General features: G+C 69.1%; 16 protein-coding genes. 9 read left to right on the plus strand and 7 right to left on the minus strand.

Translation table 11 applies throughout. From position 1 onward, the window contains the following. The coding region (locus tag QHF83_RS24470) for a hypothetical protein (protein WP_282420340.1) at positions 1-288 on the minus strand (288 nt) is incomplete at its 3' end. 278 nt (positions 289-566) lie between these two features. On the opposite strand from QHF83_RS24470, the gene QHF83_RS24475 reads away from it, so the two are divergent. Next, complete coding sequence (locus QHF83_RS24475; RefSeq protein WP_282420341.1) at positions 567-1,340, plus strand: hypothetical protein; 774 nt, start codon at positions 567-569, stop codon at positions 1,338-1,340. Then, positions 1,337-2,353, plus strand: coding sequence for an STAS domain-containing protein (locus tag QHF83_RS24480; RefSeq protein WP_282420424.1), 1,017 nt, complete (start codon positions 1,337-1,339; stop codon positions 2,351-2,353). The genes QHF83_RS24475 and QHF83_RS24480 overlap by 4 nt, the downstream gene beginning before the upstream one ends. Positions 2,354-2,355: 2 nt before the next feature. On the opposite strand, the gene QHF83_RS24485 is transcribed toward QHF83_RS24480, so the two are convergent. The 6 genes from QHF83_RS24485 to QHF83_RS24510 form a co-directional block, all read right to left on the minus strand. Beyond that, entirely contained in the window at positions 2,356-3,078 is a 723-nt protein-coding gene (locus QHF83_RS24485) for a hypothetical protein (RefSeq protein ID WP_282420342.1), read from the minus strand. 212 nt (positions 3,079-3,290) lie between these two features. Next, on the minus strand, positions 3,291-3,974 hold the full coding sequence (locus tag QHF83_RS24490; RefSeq protein ID WP_282420343.1) for a hypothetical protein: 684 nt from the start codon (positions 3,972-3,974) through the stop codon (positions 3,291-3,293). Continuing rightward, a complete protein-coding gene (locus tag QHF83_RS24495; RefSeq protein WP_282420344.1) occupies positions 3,971-4,720 on the minus strand; it encodes an endonuclease/exonuclease/phosphatase family protein in 750 nt (249 codons plus the stop codon). The genes QHF83_RS24490 and QHF83_RS24495 overlap by 4 nt, the downstream gene beginning before the upstream one ends. A gap of 225 nt (positions 4,721-4,945) precedes the next feature. Then, positions 4,946-6,043 (minus strand): serine/threonine-protein kinase, encoded by a 1,098-nt coding sequence (locus tag QHF83_RS24500; RefSeq protein ID WP_282420345.1) that lies wholly within the window; start codon positions 6,041-6,043, stop codon positions 4,946-4,948. Between the two features lie 76 nt (positions 6,044-6,119). Beyond that, positions 6,120-7,532 carry a type I glutamate--ammonia ligase gene (glnA, locus tag QHF83_RS24505; protein ID WP_282420346.1) on the minus strand — a complete coding sequence of 471 codons (1,413 nt, stop codon included), beginning with the start codon at positions 7,530-7,532 and terminating at the stop codon, positions 6,120-6,122. A 13-nt stretch (positions 7,533-7,545) separates the two neighbouring features. Then, entirely contained in the window at positions 7,546-7,884 is a 339-nt protein-coding gene (locus QHF83_RS24510; protein WP_136930265.1) for a P-II family nitrogen regulator, read from the minus strand. A 308-nt stretch (positions 7,885-8,192) separates the two neighbouring features. On the opposite strand from QHF83_RS24510, the gene QHF83_RS24515 reads away from it, so the two are divergent. From QHF83_RS24515 to QHF83_RS24545, 7 genes are all read left to right on the plus strand, one after another. After that, complete coding sequence (locus QHF83_RS24515) at positions 8,193-10,925, plus strand: serine/threonine-protein kinase (protein WP_282420347.1); 2,733 nt, start codon at positions 8,193-8,195, stop codon at positions 10,923-10,925. A gap of 5 nt (positions 10,926-10,930) precedes the next feature. Continuing rightward, complete coding sequence (locus tag QHF83_RS24520) at positions 10,931-11,512, plus strand: GNAT family protein (protein WP_272418437.1); 582 nt, start codon at positions 10,931-10,933, stop codon at positions 11,510-11,512. 58 nt (positions 11,513-11,570) lie between these two features. Continuing rightward, positions 11,571-13,145: a HAMP domain-containing sensor histidine kinase gene (locus QHF83_RS24525; protein WP_282420348.1), complete on the plus strand. Its 1,575-nt coding sequence runs from the start codon at positions 11,571-11,573 to the stop codon at positions 13,143-13,145. Beyond that, on the plus strand, positions 13,142-15,046 hold the full coding sequence (locus QHF83_RS24530; RefSeq protein ID WP_282420349.1) for a HAMP domain-containing sensor histidine kinase: 1,905 nt from the start codon (positions 13,142-13,144) through the stop codon (positions 15,044-15,046). Before QHF83_RS24525 ends, QHF83_RS24530 begins: the two co-directional genes overlap by 4 nt. 45 nt (positions 15,047-15,091) lie before the next feature. After that, a complete protein-coding gene (gene ruvB / locus QHF83_RS24535; RefSeq protein ID WP_282420350.1) occupies positions 15,092-16,120 on the plus strand; it encodes a Holliday junction branch migration DNA helicase RuvB in 1,029 nt (342 codons plus the stop codon). 56 nt (positions 16,121-16,176) lie between these two features. Beyond that, positions 16,177-18,207 (plus strand): PAS domain S-box protein, encoded by a 2,031-nt coding sequence (locus QHF83_RS24540; RefSeq protein WP_282420351.1) that lies wholly within the window; start codon positions 16,177-16,179, stop codon positions 18,205-18,207. A gap of 69 nt (positions 18,208-18,276) precedes the next feature. Next, entirely contained in the window at positions 18,277-19,443 is a 1,167-nt protein-coding gene (locus QHF83_RS24545) for an ATP-binding protein (RefSeq protein ID WP_282420352.1), read from the plus strand. The last annotated feature ends 3 nt before the right edge of the window (positions 19,444-19,446 follow it).

Raw genomic sequence — 19,446 nt, forward strand, 5'->3', positions numbered from 1 at the left:
GCCGACGCCGCCGCTGCCGCCTGCGCCTCCGACGCCGCCCGCGCCACCTGCGCCACCTTGCCCGCCCGCGCCACCTTGCCCGCCCGCGCCGCCCGCGCCCGCGCTTCCTCCTTGTCCCCCGGCGCCGCCGCTGCCCCCGTTGCCGCCCGCGGCGCCCTGTCCTCCCGCGCCTGCCGTGCCGCTGCTCGAGCTCGACGTGGGTGTGGATGCGCCTTCGTCTCCACACGCGGCGAGCGCCACGGTCGAGGCGAACATGCAGGCAAGAAAAGCGTCGCGGACGTGCGCCATGAATCCTCCGTTCGAGGCGCGATGAAAGCATGCCGAACGCGGAATTTGGAGCCCGCTTTGCGTCACGAACGGCGCGGCTCGGGAGAAACACGGGCCCCCGTCGGGAAAGCACGCAGGCCCATGCGCGCCCTCGCCGGAGGCACGAACGGTGGGCTCACCGGTTGTTCACCGTTGGTGTTCGAATCATTCTCGACATGTCGCGTTTCGTCCGCGCGATAGACGAATTCACGCGGACGAACGATACGCGGCGGGTGCGGAGACTCCGGGGGGAGGTTTCGATGCACGACCTATCGACGTTCTCGCTCGACGACATGATCAGCTGCGGCGCAATGCTGCGCGGCCTCGGAGAAGGCGCCCGGAGCATGGAAGACACGGCCGGGCGGGTCGTTCGCGCGCTCTACGAGAACCTCGCGCGCCCCGCGACGGGCGCGCCCTCGTGCGCGCTCGTGAGATTCTTCGAGACGGAGCGATTCGACGCGCTGCCGGCGGAGCCGCGGAAATTCGCGCAGCGGATGTCCGGCGCGGAGGCGCTCGCGCCGGACACGACGTGTCTGCAATTGCTGGCGAGCGCCGGCGACGAGATGGCCTGGAACGATCCGAAGGCGTCGGCCGGGCACCTCGCGATCCCGCTTCCGAGCGAGGAGGCGCTCGCCCGCATGCCGATGATCGCGCGGCTCTGCGCGCAGCTCGGGGTCGCGACGAGCTCGGTGCTGCGCCCCGCGCGGTTCACGGAGCTCGCGGAGCGGACGTACGACGTGTTCCACGTGGAGCACGCCGCCGAGAGCCCGTACGTGCCGGCCAAGGCGAGCTTCGTGGAGCGATACGGGATCCGCTCGGTGGTCGGCTGCGGCGGCGTCCTGCCGAGCGGGCAGATGTTCGCGGTGCTCCTGTTCTCGAAGGTGCACGTGGCGCCCGCGACGGCGCAGCTCTTCCGGCCGCTCGCGCTCGCGATCAAGCTCGCGATCCTGCCGTGGTCGTTCGCCCCGCAAGAGGACCCCGCCACGAGCGAGGCGCGGCGCGGTCGGGAGGAGGTGGTCTCTTGCGCCCCGTGACCCTCGACGGCGAGACCGCGGTCCTAAGGGCCCGGGTGGCGACGCTCGAAGCGCTGCTCGCGGAGCACGAGCGCGCCGCGGCCGAGCGCGTGCAGCGGATGGAGCAGCTCATCGCGGATCTGTCGGCGCGTACGCAGGTCTTCGAGGCGACGCTGCGGAGCATCGTCGACGGGGTGGTCGTGTGCGACACGGCGGGACGAATCACGCACGTGAACGAGGCCGCGACGTCGATCATGGGGTCGAGAGAGGCCGGCGGCGTCCCCCCCGAGAACTGGGAGGAGAAGTACGGGCTCTTCTACGCGGACGGCGTGACGCCGTACCCGAGGGAGGAGATTCCGATCCATCGCGCGGTGCGCGGTGAGCCGGTCGATCGCGCGGAGATGCTCGTCCGAAGCGCGCAAAAGCCGGAAGGGATGATCCTCGAGACGAGCGCGCGGACGATCCACGACGATCGAGGGGAGCGTCTCGGCGCCGTGGTGGTCTTCCGCGACATCACCGAGCGCAAGCGGCACGAGCGGGAGGTGGCGCAGCAGCTCGTGGCCGAGCGGGAGAAAAACGAGACGCTCGAGCGGCTGCGGATCGCCGTGCACGAGCTGTCGACGCCGATCCTCGAGGTCTGGGACGGCGTGCTGGCGCTGCCGCTGATCGGGGTCGTCGACTCGAAGCGGTCGGCCCAGGTGATGGAGACGCTGCTCGAGTCGGTGGTGCGGATGAAGGGCCGGTACGTGATCCTCGACGTGACGGGCGTGGACATACTCGACACGGCGACGGCCGATCACCTGCTCAAGATCGTGCGCGCGGTGGAGCTGCTCGGGACACGCTGCGTGCTGAGCGGCGTGCGGCCGTCCGTCGCGCAGACGCTGGTCGAGCTCGGGGTTTCGTTCGGCAAACTGGTGACGCTCCGCAACCTGAAGCACGGCCTCAAGGCGTGCATGCGGTGGAAGGAGGGGGACGCGGATCGTGCAGGAAGAGAGGCTGCACCTTCGACCGGAGCTCCTCTAGGAATGCGGTGAGATCACGCCTCCGCGTCCTCGTTCGTCCCGGTCGCCTCGTCCTCGGTCGTGCCTTCGCTCGGCTTCTCGCCCCTCAGGAAGAACGACTCCACGAAGTCCCGTTGCCCCGGGAAGAGCGCGCCGAGCGATCGGTGCACGCGCTCGAGCTCCAGCCTGAGTCGGCCCTTCGCGACGAGCTCCTCGGAGCGCTCCTTCGACCAGCCCATCTGCGCGCCGTCGTTCGCGTCGATCGCCTTCTGCGCGCGCTCGGCGGCGTCCTTCAGCTTGCCCACGAGGCCCGCGCGCTCGCCGAAGTCTTCGCCGGCTTCGAGGCGCCCGGCCGCCTCGTTCGCGCGCTTGGGACGCTCGTCGATCGGCGCGCGCGTAAAACCCGTGAGCAGGCCCGGCAGGAAGGAGAGGACGGCCGGGTGCTTCTTCGAGCCGCCGCCGAGGCGGATGGTGACGAGCGCGAGCGCCTCGTCGACCCTGCGCTTGAGCAAGACGAGCGTCGCGTTCTGCTTGGCCTGCGCGGAGGGGCGGCCGAAGAGCTGGACCTCCTGCGTGTCGCGCGCCTCCTTGAGGAGGGAGTCGATGTGGGTCTTGAGGGACGCGGCGAGCTTCTCGAGCTCGACCCGGTCGGCGTGCTTGAGGTCCGGAAACTCCGCCCAAGCGCAGATGGAAGACCACGAGAAGGACGCAAAGGTGAGGTGAACCCAGGAGGAAGCTGTCTCGTTGGGCAGGCGCATGGGGAGGAGGCTCCGGAAAGGTTGGGGGACGTACGAGGAGGCGGGAAGGACGCTAACGAAAGCGAGGAGGGCGCGTCAAGGCGGTGCGGAGGAGGAGGATGGAGTGTTGCAGGAGGGTCAGGGAGGCGGGGAGGCGGGCGGTGGGGCGTTGCGGGAGGGTCAGGGAGGTGGGGAGGGAAGGGTTGCGGGCGAGCAGGGGTCGCCGTGGAGCATCAGGTCTGGAGCGCTTCGAGTGGCACGGGGTCGCCGTGGAGATGGAGGATTTTCCCAAATTCGCGAACGGCGCCCGGAGCGAGTCGCAGACCGAACCCGCCCGACTCGAGGAAAAGATAGCGGGTCGCCGGATCGAATTTGGCCCTGCTCGGATGCTCCTCGATCTCCGCGCGGAGCCCGAACGCCGTGTCGGTCTCGTTGTCGAGCACCCGTTTCGCCATCTCGTTGTGCTCCTTCGCTTCCACGAGGACGGGCACGTCGGCGGGGTCGTTGTCGAAGAGGCCCCTCACGCGCAACGTGCCGTGCACGGGTTCGTCTTGGATCCTGCGAAACTCGAGCACCGTGCTCGGGAAGGCAGATTTCTCGGCGAAGTCCGCGAGATATCCCCCGAGCGTCTCCTCGTCCGTGAACGCATCCACCTCGGCGCCCACGACACGCACCGCGTCTCGATCCACCCAGAAGTTCAGCATCGTGGCGCTGATGTCGCGCCGATACTTGGGATAAACGACGAGTCGACGCATGCGGGGGTGCGGGCCGGACTTCAGCTCAGCCCGGATCCAAGGGCTCTCGTCGAGCGTCGCGCGAAAATCTTCGAGCGTCTGCACAAGGGGGCTCGGCTCCGTGAGCTCGGTGGCGGAGGCGACGGCCTTGATCCGATCCTTCCAAGTTTGTCGAGCAGTCATGGGAGAACCTCCTCCGTCCTTTCCTTCAGCGTGAGCTCCACCGGCAGATGGTCACCATAGATGTCGGTCATCGTGGCCCGTTTCGGGTCGATCAACAGCTGGGGGCCGAGCCGATCGAGGATGTCCACGCGCTCCACACGTTCCGCCAGATCCGGACTCACGAGGATCTGATCGAGGCACTGCCAGGTCACGATGCTGTCGTCGTGCTTGCGGTAGTAGGTCCCGCGCGGATGAGCGTGTCGCTCGCCGAGCCAGCGCCACATCGGGTTGTACAGAGGCTTCAGCTTCTGAAAACTCTTCACGGTCTTCAGGTCGTCTCGGCTCGCGTAGGTCTGCCCTTGGTGAAAGATGGGCATGCCGGCGTCTTCCCGGGGGATCGGATCTCGCTCCTCGACGAGTTCGAGCCTGTCTCGCGTCGCCCACAGCATGGTTCGTAGGGCGATCTCGCGGTCGAAGGGATGCGCGTTGAAGTCGCCGAGCACGATGAGCGGGCCTCCGCTCCAGAAGAACCTCATCTGGTCGGACAGGGTCCCAACGACACGCTCCCGCGGCGGTCCCTCAGGCAAATTGCGTTTATCGGGGAAGTGGACGCCGACGATCTGGAGGTCTCCGACGTGCGGTACGTGGACCTCGGCGCCCACCATGCGCTCGGCTGCATCACGCAGGACACCCGGGATGAAGATGGCCGCCGGCGTCTTGATGCGGACATCGCGACTCACGAGCATCACGACGCGCGGGTCCGTCATCGTGAGCGCAGTCAGCGCGTCACGTCCACGTCCGGATCTCTTGCTCGGTTACCTGCTCAGGCATCTCCTGGAGGCAGACCAGCGTGCTGCCTTTGTCCGCCAGGTACGCACAGGCGAGTCGGAGTGCCTCCCTCTGACCCCGCAGATTCCACGTGAACGCCAACATGTACGAGGAGGAAGGGAGCGCAGGGTTTGTCGCCGGCGTCAACCTTCCTTCGTCCACCCTCAGTGCAACAGGAACCGACTGAGCACGAACAGCGCGATCATCCCGAGCGCGATGCCGATGCCTGCGGCGAGGATCAGCACGCCGCTCCCGCTCGACGCCGCGTTCGGCGCGACCATCGGATCCATCGGCGCGGGCGCCGCATGCGGATTGGGCGCCGAGGGCATGTTCGGGCGCGGCATGCTCTGCGGCACGCTCGGCAGGCGCATGCCGCCGTGGGCGCTCCCCTGCGCGCCGTAACGCATCGGCTGCATCTCGTGCAGCGCCGCTTCGAGGCGCGCCGCGAGCACGCCGGCCGTCGGACGGCGATCCCGATCGCGGCGCAGGCAGTCGTCGACGAGCGAGGCGAGCGCGGGCGGTAGGTCCGGCCTGCGCGAGGCCACGGGGTCGGCGTCGCGCGTCATGATGCGGACCATGAGCGCGTTGTAGTTCGCCGCCTCGTGCGGGAGCGTCGCCGTGAGCGCCTCGTGCATGACCACGCCGAGCGACCAGACGTCGGCGCGGCCGTCGATGTCGTCGCGGCCCGCGGCCTGCTCGGGGCTCATGTACGCGGGCGATCCGACGACGGTGCCCGTGCGCGTGAGCGTGAGATGCTCGGGGTTGCCTTCGAGCATCTTGCTGATGCCGAAGTCGAGGATCTTCAGCACGAGCTCGCCGGTCTGCGCGCGGTGCGCGTAGAGGTTCGCGGGCTTGAGGTCGCGGTGGATGATCCCCTGCTGGTGCGCGCTGTCGAGCGCGCGGACCACGCCGACGAAGAGATCGGTGAGCATCGCCGGGTCGAGCATGCGCTCGCGCGCGATCCACGCGTCGAGCCCCTCGCCATGGAGGAGCTCGAAGACGAGGAAGGGCGAGCCGTCCTCCGCCTGCCCGAGGTCGAGGATCTCGACGATGCTCGGGCTCCGCACGCGGCCGCTCGCCTTCGCCTCGTTGAAGAAGCGCTGCAACGACACGGCGTCGGCCGCGACGTCGGGGTGCAGGATTTTGAGCGCGACCTCGCGGTCGATGAGCTCGTTCTTTGCAGCCCAAACGGTGCCGCTCGCGCCGGATCCGAGCATCCGGACGAGGCGGTACCGTGACTGGATGAGATCGCCAGGGTTCAACCGGCTGGGGAGGATACCAAAGCTCGGCCCGCCGGCGTAGCCGAGAGACGCGCGGCGGGCGTTCCCGTCCTACGGATCAAGTGTCGTAGTAGAGGAAGAACTCGTAGGGGACGGGGCGCAGGCGCACAGCATCGAGCTCGCGCTCGCGCTTGTACTCGATCCACGTGTGGATGATGTCCCGCGTGAAGACGTCGCCCCGGAGCAAGAACTCGTGGTCGCGCTCGAGCGCCGTGAGCGCCTCGTCGAGCGAGCCAGGGCACTTCGGCACCTCCTTGAGCTCCTCGGGCGAGAGCGCGTAGATGTCCTTGTCGAGCGGATCGCCGGGATCGATGCGGTTCTGGATGCCGTCGAGGCCCGCCATCATCATCGCGGCGAACGCGAGATAGGGGTTGCACGAGGCGTCCGGGAAGCGGACCTCGATGCGACGGCCCTTCGGCGAGTTGCCGGCAGCGACCGGGATGCGGATCGCGGCCGAGCGGTTGCGGCTCGAGTACGCGAGGTTCACGGGCGCCTCGTAGCCGGGGACGAGCCGGCGATAGCTGTTCGTCGTCGGGTTCGTGAGGGCCGCGAGCGCCTTCGCGTGCTTCAAGATGCCGCCGATGTACCAGAGGCCGATGTCCGACAGGCCCGCGTAGCCGTCGCCCGCGAAGAGGGGCTTGCCGTCCTTCCAGAGCGACTGATGGCAGTGCATGCCGCTGCCGTTGTCGCCGAAGAGGGGCTTCGGCATGAACGTCACGGTCTTGTTGTGGCGCTTGGCCACGTTCTTCACGACGTACTTGAACCACATGAGCGTGTCGGCCATCGCCGTGAGCTTGTCGAAGCGCACGCCGATCTCGCACTGGCCCGCGCTCGCGACCTCGTGGTGGCCGACCTCGACGGAGACGCCGCTCTCGATGAGCGTGGTCATCATGTCGCCGCGCACGTCGCCGAGCGAGTCCGTGGGCGAGACCGGGAAATAACCTTCCTTGTGGCGGATCTTGTGCCCGAGGTTCGGGCCCGCCTTGCCCGTGTTCCACACGGCCTCGTCCGAGTCGATCTCGTAGAAGGCGCCGCGCGGGGAGTTATCGTAACGGACCGAGTCGAAGACGAAGAACTCCGCCTCGGGGCCGAAGAACGTCGTGTCGGCGATGCCCGTCGCGCGGACGTGGTTCTCCGCCTTCTGCGCGATGTACCGCGGGTCGCGGCCGTAGGGCTGGCCCGTGACCGGATCGGAGATCTTGCAGATGAGCGAGAGCGTCTTCTGCGCGTGGAACGGGTCGATCTTCGCCGTCGTCGGATCGGGCGTCATCGACATGTCCGACGCGTTGATGGGCTGCCAGCCGCGCACGGAGGAGCCGTCGAAGCCGATGCCCTCCTCGAACATGTCCTCGTTCAGCCGACTCGCAGGGATCGTCGTGTGCTGCCAGATGCCCGGCAGGTCGATGAACTTGAGGTCGACGAACTTGCAGTCGTGATCCTTCGCGAATTGAATGACGTCTTTCGGCTTCATGATTTGTTCTCCGTCAGATCGCGTCCTCGCCGCGCTCCCCGGTGCGGATGCGGACGGCTTCGTCGACCGGGACGACGAAGATCTTTCCATCGCCGATGCGACCGGTCTTCGCGCTCTTCTCGATGGCGTCGATGACGCTCTGGACCATGTGGTCCGGGACGACGATGTCGAGCTTCACCTTGGGGACGAAGTCGACGACGTACGCCGAGCCGCGGTAGACCTCTTTCTTGCCGCCGGTGCGACCGAAGCCCTTCACCTCGGTCACGGTCATGCCCTGGATGCCGACCTCCGCGAGGGCATCCTTGACCTCGTCGAGCTTGAACGGCTTGATGATCGCCTCGACCTTCTTCATCTCTCGGACCTCTCGCTCGGGGGGCCGGACGTGGTCTACGGCCCCCTCGGTTTCAGGAATGTTTCAGGCCACGCGGGCGGCGAGAATTTCCGAGCCTCCCGCATGGAGGACGGAAATTTGGTGACCTTCGTCGCCAACATCCAGCTTCGGAGTGCAAGAGCCCACGGGACGGCGTTCGCCCGAGGCCCGCTCTTCCGGGCATTCCGAAGGCAATCGGCATCCGCCTACGTCGTAGAGTTGTCGGCGGGTTCCACCTCGCCTACCCTCGCGGGCGAGTTCGCCCTTTTCCGTTCGTCGCCGATGACCTGATGGCCTCACCGACCTCGACGAAGCTACCGGTAGGTACCATCCTGTCGGGGAAGTACAAGATCACCCGCGAGATCGGCCGTGGTGGGATGGCGGCCGTCTACGAGGCCGAGAACATCGACATCGGCAAGCGGATCGCGATCAAGGTCCTCGCGCAGGAGCTGACGACCTCGATGGTGGTGGTCGAGCGCTTCTTCCGCGAAGCGCGCGCCGCCGCCGCGATCCGCAGCCCGTACATCTGCGATGTGTACGACTCGGGCCGCCTCGAGAACGGTCCGCCGTTCCTCGTGCTCGAGCTGCTCGAAGGCGAGTCGCTCTACGAGCGGATGACGAAGGTCCGCTACTTCGACGTGCCGACGACGCTCGCGATCGTCACGCAGGTCTGTCGCGGCCTCACGAAGGCGCACGCCGCGAACATCGTCCACCGCGATCTCAAGCCCGAGAACATCTTCCTCGGCAAGGACGAGGACGGGCAGCTCCTCGCGAAGATCCTCGATTTCGGGCTCGCCAAGTTCTACACGCCGCTCGAAGGAACGGGCGGGGCGCAACAAGCGCGGCTCACGCGCGAAGGCGCGGTGTTCGGGACCCCCGCGTACATGAGCCCCGAGCAGGTCCGCGGGCAGGGCGCCGTGGATCATCGCGCCGATCTCTGGGCGCTCGCGTGCATCGTCTACGAGTGCTTCACGGGACGAACCGTGTGGCAGACGGAGCAAGGCGTGGCGATGACGTTCGCGCAGATCGCGAGCGCGCAGCCGCCCGATCCGCTCGTCTACCGGCCCGACCTGCCGGCGACGTTCAAGGCGTGGTTCGACAAGGCGCTCGATCGGAAGATCGATCATCGCTTCCAGACCGCGCGCGAGTTCGCCGAGGAGCTCTCGGCGGCGTTCGAGACGACGCGGCCCGAGTTCTCCGGGCTCTTCCCCGCCGATCAGCTCAACTCGATGGGCAGGACCGTGCCCGCGCCGCCGCCCTCGAAGTCGGGTCTGACGGCGACAGGGAGCGATCTGCCGAGGGTGTCGATGTCGCCGCCGTCGTCGACGATGCCGAACCCGTTCGCGTCGATGCCACCCGGGTCCGTGCGCGTAGGTCCGCCGCCGGAGAGCGGCTCGCCGCGTCACACGAAGTCGACGTTCGAAGCGCCGCCGGGCACGCTGGAGCCGCTCGGCCCGGGTTTGTCGCAGGTGCCTCCGAAGCCGAAGACGGCGGCGCTCGGCATCGTGACGGCCGTGGTGCTGGTCGCGCTCGTGGGCGGCGGATACGCGGCCTGGTCGAAGTTCGGTCCGAGCACGAAGGGCGGCGAAGTGGGGACCGCGTCGTCGTCTTCGCCGAACGGGAGCGCGAGCGTCGCGGCGCCGCAACCGGCTTCGTCGTCGAGCGTGCGCCCGGCGTCGTCGACGGAGCCCGCGACGTCCCCGTCGACGCTGCCGTGGAGGCCGCTCGTCGCGGAGGCGCAAACGACGCTCGCGAAGGGTGATCACAAGGGCGCGCTGAAGCTCCTGAAGGACGCGTTCGACAAGGGCGGCCACGGCGTGCCGCGCACGATGCTCGAGCACGTGCAGGTGGCGATCTCGGGCGACGCGGCGAAGTCGCCGTGCTCGCTCACGGGCCTCGCGCGCCCGCGATCGTACGATCTCGGATCATCCCAGCCGCGTCGCGTGGGCGCGGGGCGTCCATGGATCGCGCTCGGTTCGCGCGGGCCGATCATGGTCTGGACCGACACGCACGAGGGGCCGGAGCACGCGTTCGCGGTCGCGCTCGATGAAGCGCTGCGGCCGCTCTCGGATCCGATCGACGTGACGCCGGAGGGCGGCGCGGTGACGCGGCCGGTGGTGATGTCGTTCGACGAAGAGCTCGTGCTGCTCTACGCGGACGGGCACGGGACGGAGGCGGGCGTGCACGCGCGCTTGCTCGATCCCGACGGCCGGATCGGCGGGCCGATGGTGAACATCGCGCCGCTGCGCGGGCCGAGCTCGGGTACGTCGATGCATCGCGCGCCGGACGGGACGTTTCTCGTGGCCTGGTCGGCCGAGGCCGATACGGGCAACGAAGAGCTCTTCCTGCGGCGCCTCTCGTCGAAGCTCGAACCCCAAGGCGAGGTCACGCGCGCGACGGACTTCGTGCCCGCGGGGCCGCAAAAGCCGCGCGTGCGCTCGCCAATGGTCGGCATCGCGGGCGACGCCGCGCACGTGTCGTTCCGGCTCGAGCGCACGCCGAACCAGGTCGCGTATCACATGCGCCTGCCGCTCGCCGACGTGGGCAAGGGCATCGAGCCGCGCAAGAAGGGCGACCGCAACGATCGGTGGATCGGCAACACGATCGTGGTGAACACGGACAAGTCGAAGGCCGACATGACGGGGATCGCGTGCAGCAAGGACGCGTGCTTCCTCGTGTGGGACGGCGAGAGCAACTCGGGCGTGTCGGCGGCGTACCTCGACGCGGCGAACGCGGAGCCGCTCTGGCGGGACAAACGCTTCAGCAAGCTCGGCGGTCATCCGTCGGTCGGCGTGGACGGCTCGGGCAACGCGCGCATCGTGTGGTTCGAGAAGGGCGGCGTGATGACGGCGCCGATCAGCCGCGACGGCGTCGGTCCTTCCACGAAGATCGCCCGCGTGAGCGGCGCGCAGCCGAGCCCCGCGATCATCGCCGGCAAGGCGCCAGGCGAGTGGTTCATCGCGTGGCTCGACTTCGAGGCGGGTGTCCTCGAGCCCTACGCGGCGCGCTTCGTCTGCAAGTGACGCGCATGCTGGTCATCCCGCCGCGCGCCGACCTTCGTGCCCAGCCCATCGAGACGCCGCGCCTCTTGCTCGCGCCCGTCGATCCTTCGGACTCGCCCGAGGTGTGGCTCGCGGTGAACGGCTCGCGGCCGATGCTGTCGAAGTGGCTGCCGTGGGTGCAGTACTACACGGAGCCCGCGTCGAGCGTGCGTTTCACCGAGGCGTGCGTGGCCGACTGGGATCAAGGGCGCGCGGTGCGCTTCGCGATCCGGGAGCGCGCGGGGCGCACGTTCGCGGGCGTGGTGGGGCTCGAGTCGTGCGTGCACATGCATCGCTCGTGCGAGCTCGGGTATTGGCTGCGCAAGGAGAGCATGCGTCGCGGGCTGATGACGGAGGCGGCGCGCGCGGCGGTGGAGTTCGCGTTCCGGTACATGGGCGCGCATCGCGTGCGTGTCGCGGCCGCGACGGACAACCACGCCTCGCTCCGGGTGATCGGGCGGCTCGGTTTCCGCTTCGAGGGCATCGCGCGGCAAGCCGAGTGGTGTGAGAACCGCTGGCTCGATCACGCGGTCTTCGCGCTCCTCGCGACCGATCCGCGCCCGACCTGAGCCTTCCCCTTGAAGGCCGTACGCGGGCGGACGATGCTCCTCCGCGGGGGAGACGAACGTGCGGCGCATCCCGTTTCGACTGTTCCGCGGCAGCCTCCCGCTCTTGCCGGTAGCGCCGGTGTTGGTGCTGGTGATCGGCACCGCGACGGCGTTCGCCATCGCGCTGCTCGGGATCGCACAGCTACGGCGGATCAGCGACGACGCCTCCTCGCTGCGCGCCGCGGCGATCGCGGGGACGCTCGCGGCGCGGATGCGCGTCGCGACGGTGGAGGAGCGACACGAGATCGTGGGGCGCGCGGCGAGGCGCAGCGGCACGGAGCTTCTGCTCGTCGAGCAGGGCGGGCAGATCCTCGTGGACGAGAGCTTCGGCCCGCCGAACAAGGCCGAGGTGCAGCGGCTGCTCGCGACGGGCAGCGGCGAGACGCGCACGGCGCTCGGCCGCGTGCGGTTCGCGGCGCGTCCGCTGGATCCGCCGCTCGACGGGATCTCGGTGCTCGCGTTCGTCTCGGCGCCGAGCCCGCCGCCGGGCTACGTGCCGCTGGTGAACGCAGTCGCGGCGCTGACCGTGCTTCTGCTCGGCGTGGCCGTCTCCGTCGCGATCGCCTTTACCAAGCAGCTGAGCGACGACGTCGACTACGTGCGTGAGCGCATCGTCGACATGGCGCGGCCCGACGCGGCGCCGACGGGCGAGCCGATCCCGATCCGCTCGCTCGATCAAGTCGGCGTGCTGACGGCCGCGTTCAACCTGCTCGTCACGCGCTTCGCGGCTGCCGAGCGCAGCTACCGCGCGGATCTGCTCCAGGCCTCGGAGATGGACAAGGAACGCTCGGCGTTCCTCGCGGGCCTCAGCCACGAGCTGCGCACGCCGCTGAACGCGATCCTCGGCTTCGCGCACGTGCTCGAGAGCGAGGTCGACGGCCCGCTCAGCGACGAGGCGCGCGAGTCGCTGGCCGTGATCCGGACGAGCGGCGAGCACCTGCGGCAGCTCATCGACGACATCCTCGAGCTCTCCGCGCTGGAGACGGGCACGCTGCAGCTCTCGCGTGGCCCCGTGGACGTCCGTCAGATCGCCGAGCAGGTCGTGCGCGAGGCGACCGCGACCATCAAGGGCAAACCGTTGGGGCTCGAAGTAACGGGCGAGAGTCGGCTCTACGCGTACGCGGACAAACGGCGTGTTCGGCAGATCATCACGAACCTCGTTTCGAACGCGGTGAAGTTCACGGCCCGTGGCTCCGTGACGGTGAAGATCGAGGCGCGCGGATCGTTCGTCGCGATCGTCGTGCGCGACACGGGACCGGGCATTCCGCGCGAGCAGACGGCGGCCATCTTCGAGGAGTACCGGCAGCTCGGCGACGCGCAGTCACGCCGCCGAGGCACGGGGCTCGGCCTCGCGATCACCAAGCGGCTCGTGCACATGCACGGCGGCACGATCGATGTGAGCAGCGAGATGGGGCGGGGTTCGACGTTCACCGCGACGCTGCCGTACCTCGCGGATCCGGGCACGCTCGTGGAGTCGCCGAGCGACTCGCGCGTGATCGACCTGTCCTCGGATCCGCCGCCGCGCCCCGCGCGCCTGCTCGACTCGATGACGCCGCCGCCGATGCCGCTCCCGCGCAAGGAGGGCGATCGATGACCAACGTCGCCCGCACCTTCACGCGCAACATCCTGGGCCGCCAGCTCCTCACGGGCCTCGGGGGCTTCTTCGCGATCGCGCTGCTCGCGCCGAACCTCATCGTGCTCGACTGGACGATGACGAAGAACATCCTCGTCATCGGCGCCGCGCTCGCGGTCGTCGCGTTCGGTCTGTGCCTGCTCGTGACGCTGCTCCGGGTTCGCAAGCATCGCGCGCTCCTCCACGTGCTCTCGGGCGGCACCGCGACCGTACGCGCGCAGGACTTCGGCGAGCTCGCCGCGCTGCCGAGCGCGATCACGATGCGGACCTTCGTCGTCGGCGCGGTCGTCTCCCTCATCGGCCTCGCGCCAGGCGTCCGCCCGGACAAACTCGATCAGGGCCGCGCCATCAGCCTGCTCTGTCTCACGATCACCATCGTCGGCGCCGCGTCGCTCATCCAGTACGTGTTCATCCGCGCCGCCACGGTGCGCCTGCTCGAGCTCGTCCCGATCGAGCCCATCACGACGCTGCTCGAGTCGCAGGAGCTGCACCAGATTCCGCGACGCAGGCTCTTGCAGAAGTTCTTGCTCGCGGTCGTCGCGCCCGTCGCGCTCGTCGGCGTGGGCGCGGTGCTCACGACGCACGCGCACATGCGCACGCTCACCGAGCAGAGCCGGAGGAACACGGCGCTGCTCCTCGCGAAGATCGCGCTCGATCCAGGGCCGGGGCAGGGGAACAAGAACGCGCGTGAGGACGCCGTGGCCGCGGCCGCGGAGCACGGATTCCTCGCGCGGATCACGGGCCCGCGGCGCGACGGTGATCCCACCTTCCGGCGCGAGGTCGACGGCGAGCTCGTGCTCAGCATGCCGCTCGAGGACGGCCAGGCCGACGTACGCTTCACGGCCGAGCTCGATCCCGCCGTGACGACCGAGGGCGTGGGGATCGCCCTCGCGTTCGTCCTCGTCGCGGCGCTGCTCGGTGTGCTCATCGGCCGGGCCCTCGCGGCGGACCTCAAGCTCGCCACGCACCGCGTGCGCTTGCTCGGCACGGAGAGCGTGCTGCGCGGCGTGACGCAGATCGCGCGGCCTGCGCGCTTCGAGCTCGTCGCGCGGCTCGGCCGGGCGATCGAGGTGCTGGCCGAGCGGTTTCGGATCTTCGCGGGCGCGCAGGAGCGCGCGCTCGAAGCGCAGGAGGCCGCGCAACGCATGCGAGGCCTGCTCTTCGCGAGCGTGAGCCATGACCTGAAGAGCCCGCTCAACGCGATCCTCGGCTTCGCGGATCTCGTCGGCCGCGAGGAGCTCACCGTGAGCCAGCGCGAGAGCCTGGCGCTCATCACGAACCGCGGCCGCGAGCTGCTCGGCCTCATCGAGTCGATCCTGGACACCGCGCGCGTCGAGGCCGGGCAGCTCACGCTCATGCCGCGCGCGACCGAGGTCGCGCTCCTCGCGACGGAGGCCGTGCGCAAGGCGCGCGAGCTCGCGGTCGACACGCAGAACGACGTCGTCCTCGAGGTCGCGGAGGGGCTGCCGACGGTCCCCGTGGATCCCGCCTACGTCGCGCGCGCGATCGCGGTCGTCGTGGCCCACGCGATCCGCACGTCCGCGGCCGACGCGGCGTCTCGCGCGGTTCGTGTGCGCGCCCTCCGTCCTGCCGAACCGGGCCAGGCCGTGCGGATCGACGTCGAGCTCGGCAGCCGCAACACCACGCGCGCCGAGCTCGAAGCCCTCTTCGCCCGCCGCGCCACCTCGCGTGGCCGTGGCCTCACCCTCGGCTTGAGCCTCGCGCAGTCGATCATGGAGCTGCACGGCGGCTCCGTGAAGGTGGAGGACACCCCCGACGGCGCGCCCGTCATACAGTGCTGGCTCCCCCTCGTGATCCCGGGCAGCCGCCCGCGGCTTTCCTCGAAGCCCGCCCTCGGCTGAACCGGCGCCTTTCATCTTTCCTTCGTACGGGTTACCTCCTCACGCATGTCCGAGCGCGTGATCTCTCCGGCGTCCACCGCGGACGACGACCGCTTCGATCGGCTCTTCCGGCCGGACTCGCTCGACGAGTACGTCGGGCAGGACAAACACCGGCAGAACCTCAAGGTCTTCGTCGAGGCCGCGAAGCGCAGGCGCGAGCCGGTCGATCACACGCTCTTCTGTGGTCCGCCCGGACTCGGCAAGACGACGCTCGCGCACATCGTCGCGCGTGAGATGGGCGTGAACCTGCACGCCACGAGCGGCCCGGCGATCGAGCACAAGGGCGCGCTCGCCGGCCTGCTCACGAAGCTCGAAGCGCGCGACGTGCTCTTCATCGACGAGATTCACCGCCTCACGCCGGCCGTCGAGGAGAGCCTCTACCCCGCGATCGAGGCGTTCAAGATCGACATCATGACGGGCGACGGCCCGTACGCGACGACGATCCAGCTCGCGCTCAAGCCCTTCACGTTGATCGGCGCGACGACCCGCACGGGCCTGCTCACGGCGCCGCTGCTCTCGCGCTTCGGCTACGTCGTGCGGCTCGATTTCTATCCCGTCGAGGATCTGCAGCGCATCATCACGCGAAGCGCGCGCCTCATCGAGGTGCCCATCGACGACGCGGGAGCCCGCGAGCTCGCCGCGCGCGCCCGCGGCACGCCGCGCGTGGCGAACCGACTCTTGCGCCGCGCCCGCGACTTCGCCGAGGTCCTCGGCACGGGCCGCATCACCGCGAAGATCGCCAGCATCACCGCCGAGCGCCTGGAGATCGACGCCGCGGGCCTCGACGAGATGGATCGGCGGCTGCTCATGGTGATCATCGATCACTACGACGGAGGCCCGGTCGGCATCGACACGATCGCAGCCGCGCTCAGCGAGCCGCGCGACACGATCGAGGACGTCTACGAGCCTTACCTCCTCCAGCAGGGTTTCCTCGGCCGCACGCCGCGCGGGCGCATCGCCACGCGAAAGGCCTACGAGCACCTGGGCAAGCCGATGCCCGTGAAAGGCACACCGCAGGGCGATCTGTTCTCCTGAGACGGAAGAGCGGCTGCACGTTTCCCTTCCTGCGCGACCGCGGATAATCTCGTTCCGTGCTCCACGCGCTCCCTGTGCTCGTCGTCGACGACGACGCCGTCAGCCGACACGTGCTGACGCAGGCGCTCGCGGGCGCCGGCATCCCCGTGGCCACGGCGGCGTCCGGCACCGAGGCGCTCGCGTGGCTCGCCGAGCGAGACGCGTCGCTCGTCCTGCTCGACCTCGTCATGCCGCCGCCCGACGGCTTCGAGGTGCTGCGTCACCTGCGCGAAGACACGCGCATCGGCGACGTCCCCGTCGTGGTGCTGACGGCGCTCGACACCGACGACGACATCACGCGCGCCTTCGACGCGGGCGCCGATGACTTCGTCCGCAAGCCGTTCCGCCCCGCCGAGCTCCTCGCGCGCATCCGCGGCCAGCTCCGCATGCGCGAGTACGTCGACGCACTCTGGCGTCGCGAGCGGGACGCGCGTGTCGTCCTGGAGCTCACGCAGGCGCTCTCGTCGACGCTCGACTTCCGCGACATCCTCTTCACGGTCGTACGTCGCATCGCCGAGGTCGCGCGGGTCGATCGATGCAGCATCGTGCTCGTCGGCGACAACGTCGACACGGGTTACGTCGTGGCCGCGAGCGACGATCGGGAGCTGCGCGATCTGCCCATCGTCCTCAACAAGTACCCCGAGATCCGGAGGACGCTCGAGACGGGCGAGGTCCTCGTGATCGAGGACGCCGCGACGCACCCGCTCTTCGAGGTCGTTCGCGCGGACCTGCCGCAGAACTCGTTCCGCTCGCTCGCGCTCGTCCCGATCGTCTACGACGACAAACCCATGGGCGTGCTCTTCCTGCGCGCCCGGCAGCCGGGGACGATGCGGGAGCACGAGCTCTCGCTCGCGCGTACCGTGGCGAACGCGACGGCCATCGCGCTGCGCAACGCGAAGATCCTCCAGTCGCTCCGCGATCAGACGCAGGAGATCAACGTCGCCCGCTTCGAGGCCGAGCGCCGCCTCGCCGCGCTCGAGCGATACGCCGACTTCTTCCACTCGGCCGCGGACGGCATTGTGGTCGTGGACGTCGACGGCCGGATCCTCTTCTCGAACCCGCGCGCGCGCGAGATCACGGGCCTCACCGAGGAGCAGCTCGCGGCGAGCCGCCTCGCCGACGTCGTCGATCCGAAGGACCTGCCGACGCTCAACCGCATTCGCAGGAGCTTCAAGCGGAACGTCTTCCCGAGCATGGTCGACATCACGATCCGCCGTTCGAGCGAGATCGCCTGCGAGCGCCGCATCATCAGCGTGAGCTCGAGCTCGGTGCTGCGCGAGGACGGCGGCGCGATCCTCGTGAGCCTGCGCGACGTGACCGACGATCGCGCGACGGCCGCCGAGCTGAAGAAGACGAAGGAGTTCTTGGAGCGCGTCATCGAGAGTTCGGTCGACGCGATCATCTCGGCCGACAACGAGGGCGTGATTCGTCTCTTCAACCGCGCCGCGGAGCGGATCTACGGCTACCGCGCGGTCGAGGTCATCGGCACGATGAACGTGCGTGATCTCTACGCGCCGAACCGCGCCTCGCAGATCATGCGGCTCATCAAGTCACCGGAGCACGGAGGCCCCGGGAGGCTCGAAGGCTACCGGACGGAGGCGCTCGCCAAGGACGGCACGCTGATCCCGGTGCTCCTCTCGGCTGCGCTGATCGTCGAGGACGATCGACCCGTCGGCTCCGTCGGTCTCTTCACGGATCTACGCGAGCGCCTGCGCATGGAGGCGAAGCTGACGAAGGCGCAAGACGAGCTCCGCGCGCGCGAAAAACAGGCGCTCATCGCGGAGCTCGCGGGCGCGGCCGCGCACGAGCTCAACCAGCCGCTCACGAGCGTGCTCGGCTACGCGGAGCTCATCAACCGGAGGGCGGAGGACCCGGCGTCCGTCCGCTCTGCGGCCACGACGATCCTCGGGGAGGCCGAACGAATGGCCGAGATCGTCCGGAAGATCGGCAAGATTACGCGCTACGAAACCAAGGCGTACGTGGGGGCGGCGAAGATCATCGACCTAGACCGGTCCAGCGAAGAGGACCCCAACCGAGCGCTCGGGTGAGAGATGGGTGCCGAAGGTCTCGAAGCTCCGATACGGGAATCTCAGATCCCGATCACGCAAAGGAAAGCGATGCGCCGCGATCTCCCCGTCGAGTGGCTCGACGCTTTGCTCGTCGCCTCGTGCGAAATCCCGCCCGACGCGAGCGCGGAGCAAGCCGCCACGTCGCTCGTCGCCGCAGCCTTCGAAGTGCTGTCCGACGCGGCGATCGGCGTCTGCGTGCCCGGCGGTAGCGAGGGACAGGTCGTCGTGCGCCGCGGGGCGCGCAGCGACGGCGCCGAGTCCCCCGATCCGACGAGGCTCTTCCCCGAGTACGCGTTCGAGCGTGTCGTCGTCATCAACGGCGACGAGGGCTCGACGTTGCACCTCGCCTCCGACGACGAGGCGCGCTTCTCGGGCACGGGCTCGATGGATGCGTTCGTCGACCGTCTCGCGCTCGCGCTCGGCGCGGCACTGCGCAACGCGCGCATGCATCGAGCGGCGCGCGCGCACGGCAGCGAGGTGAAGGAGCTCGAGGCGCAGGTCATCCAGGCCGGCAAGCTCGCCTCGCTCGGTCAGATCGCCGCCGGCATCGTTCACGAGCTCAACAACCCGCTCACGTCGATCGTCGCGTACTCCGACTACCTGCACAAAAAGGCCCTGCGCACGGAGGCGGATCCCGCCGACGTCGAGCGCCTCGCGCGCATCAACGAGGCCGCCGAGCGCATCCTGCGCTTCTCGCGCGACCTCATGGCGTACTCGCGTCCCACCGCGTCCGTGCCCGCGCCCGTCGCCATCCACGACACGATCGAGCGCGCGCTCGTCTTCTGCGACCACGTGCTCGGCGAGCTGAACGTGATGGTCGAGCGCGCGTTCGGCGACGTGCGTCTCGTCCGCGGCGTCGCCGGTCAGCTCACGCAGGTCTTCGTCAACCTCTTCACGAACGCCGCGCACGCGATGCGTGAGAGCGGCGGACGTCTGATCATCAAAACCACGATGTCCGAGGCCGGCGACGCCGTCCGCGTCACGATCCAGGACGAAGGCCACGGCATCGACGCTGCGCACCTCGAGAAGATCTTCGAGCCGTTCTTCACGACGAAGACCGACGGCACGGGCTCGGGCCTCGGTCTCAGCATCGTGCGGAACATCGTGGCTTCGCACGGCGGCAAGATCCGCGCATTCGCGCACCCGGAGAAGGGCACGGTCTTCGAACTCGGTCTCCCGCTCGCCGCGTCTCCGAGCGAGCCTCCGCAGCGCTGACGG

Source organism: Polyangium sp. 15x6, from assembly GCF_029960785.1.
GTDB lineage: Bacteria > Myxococcota_A > Polyangia > Polyangiales > Polyangiaceae > Polyangium.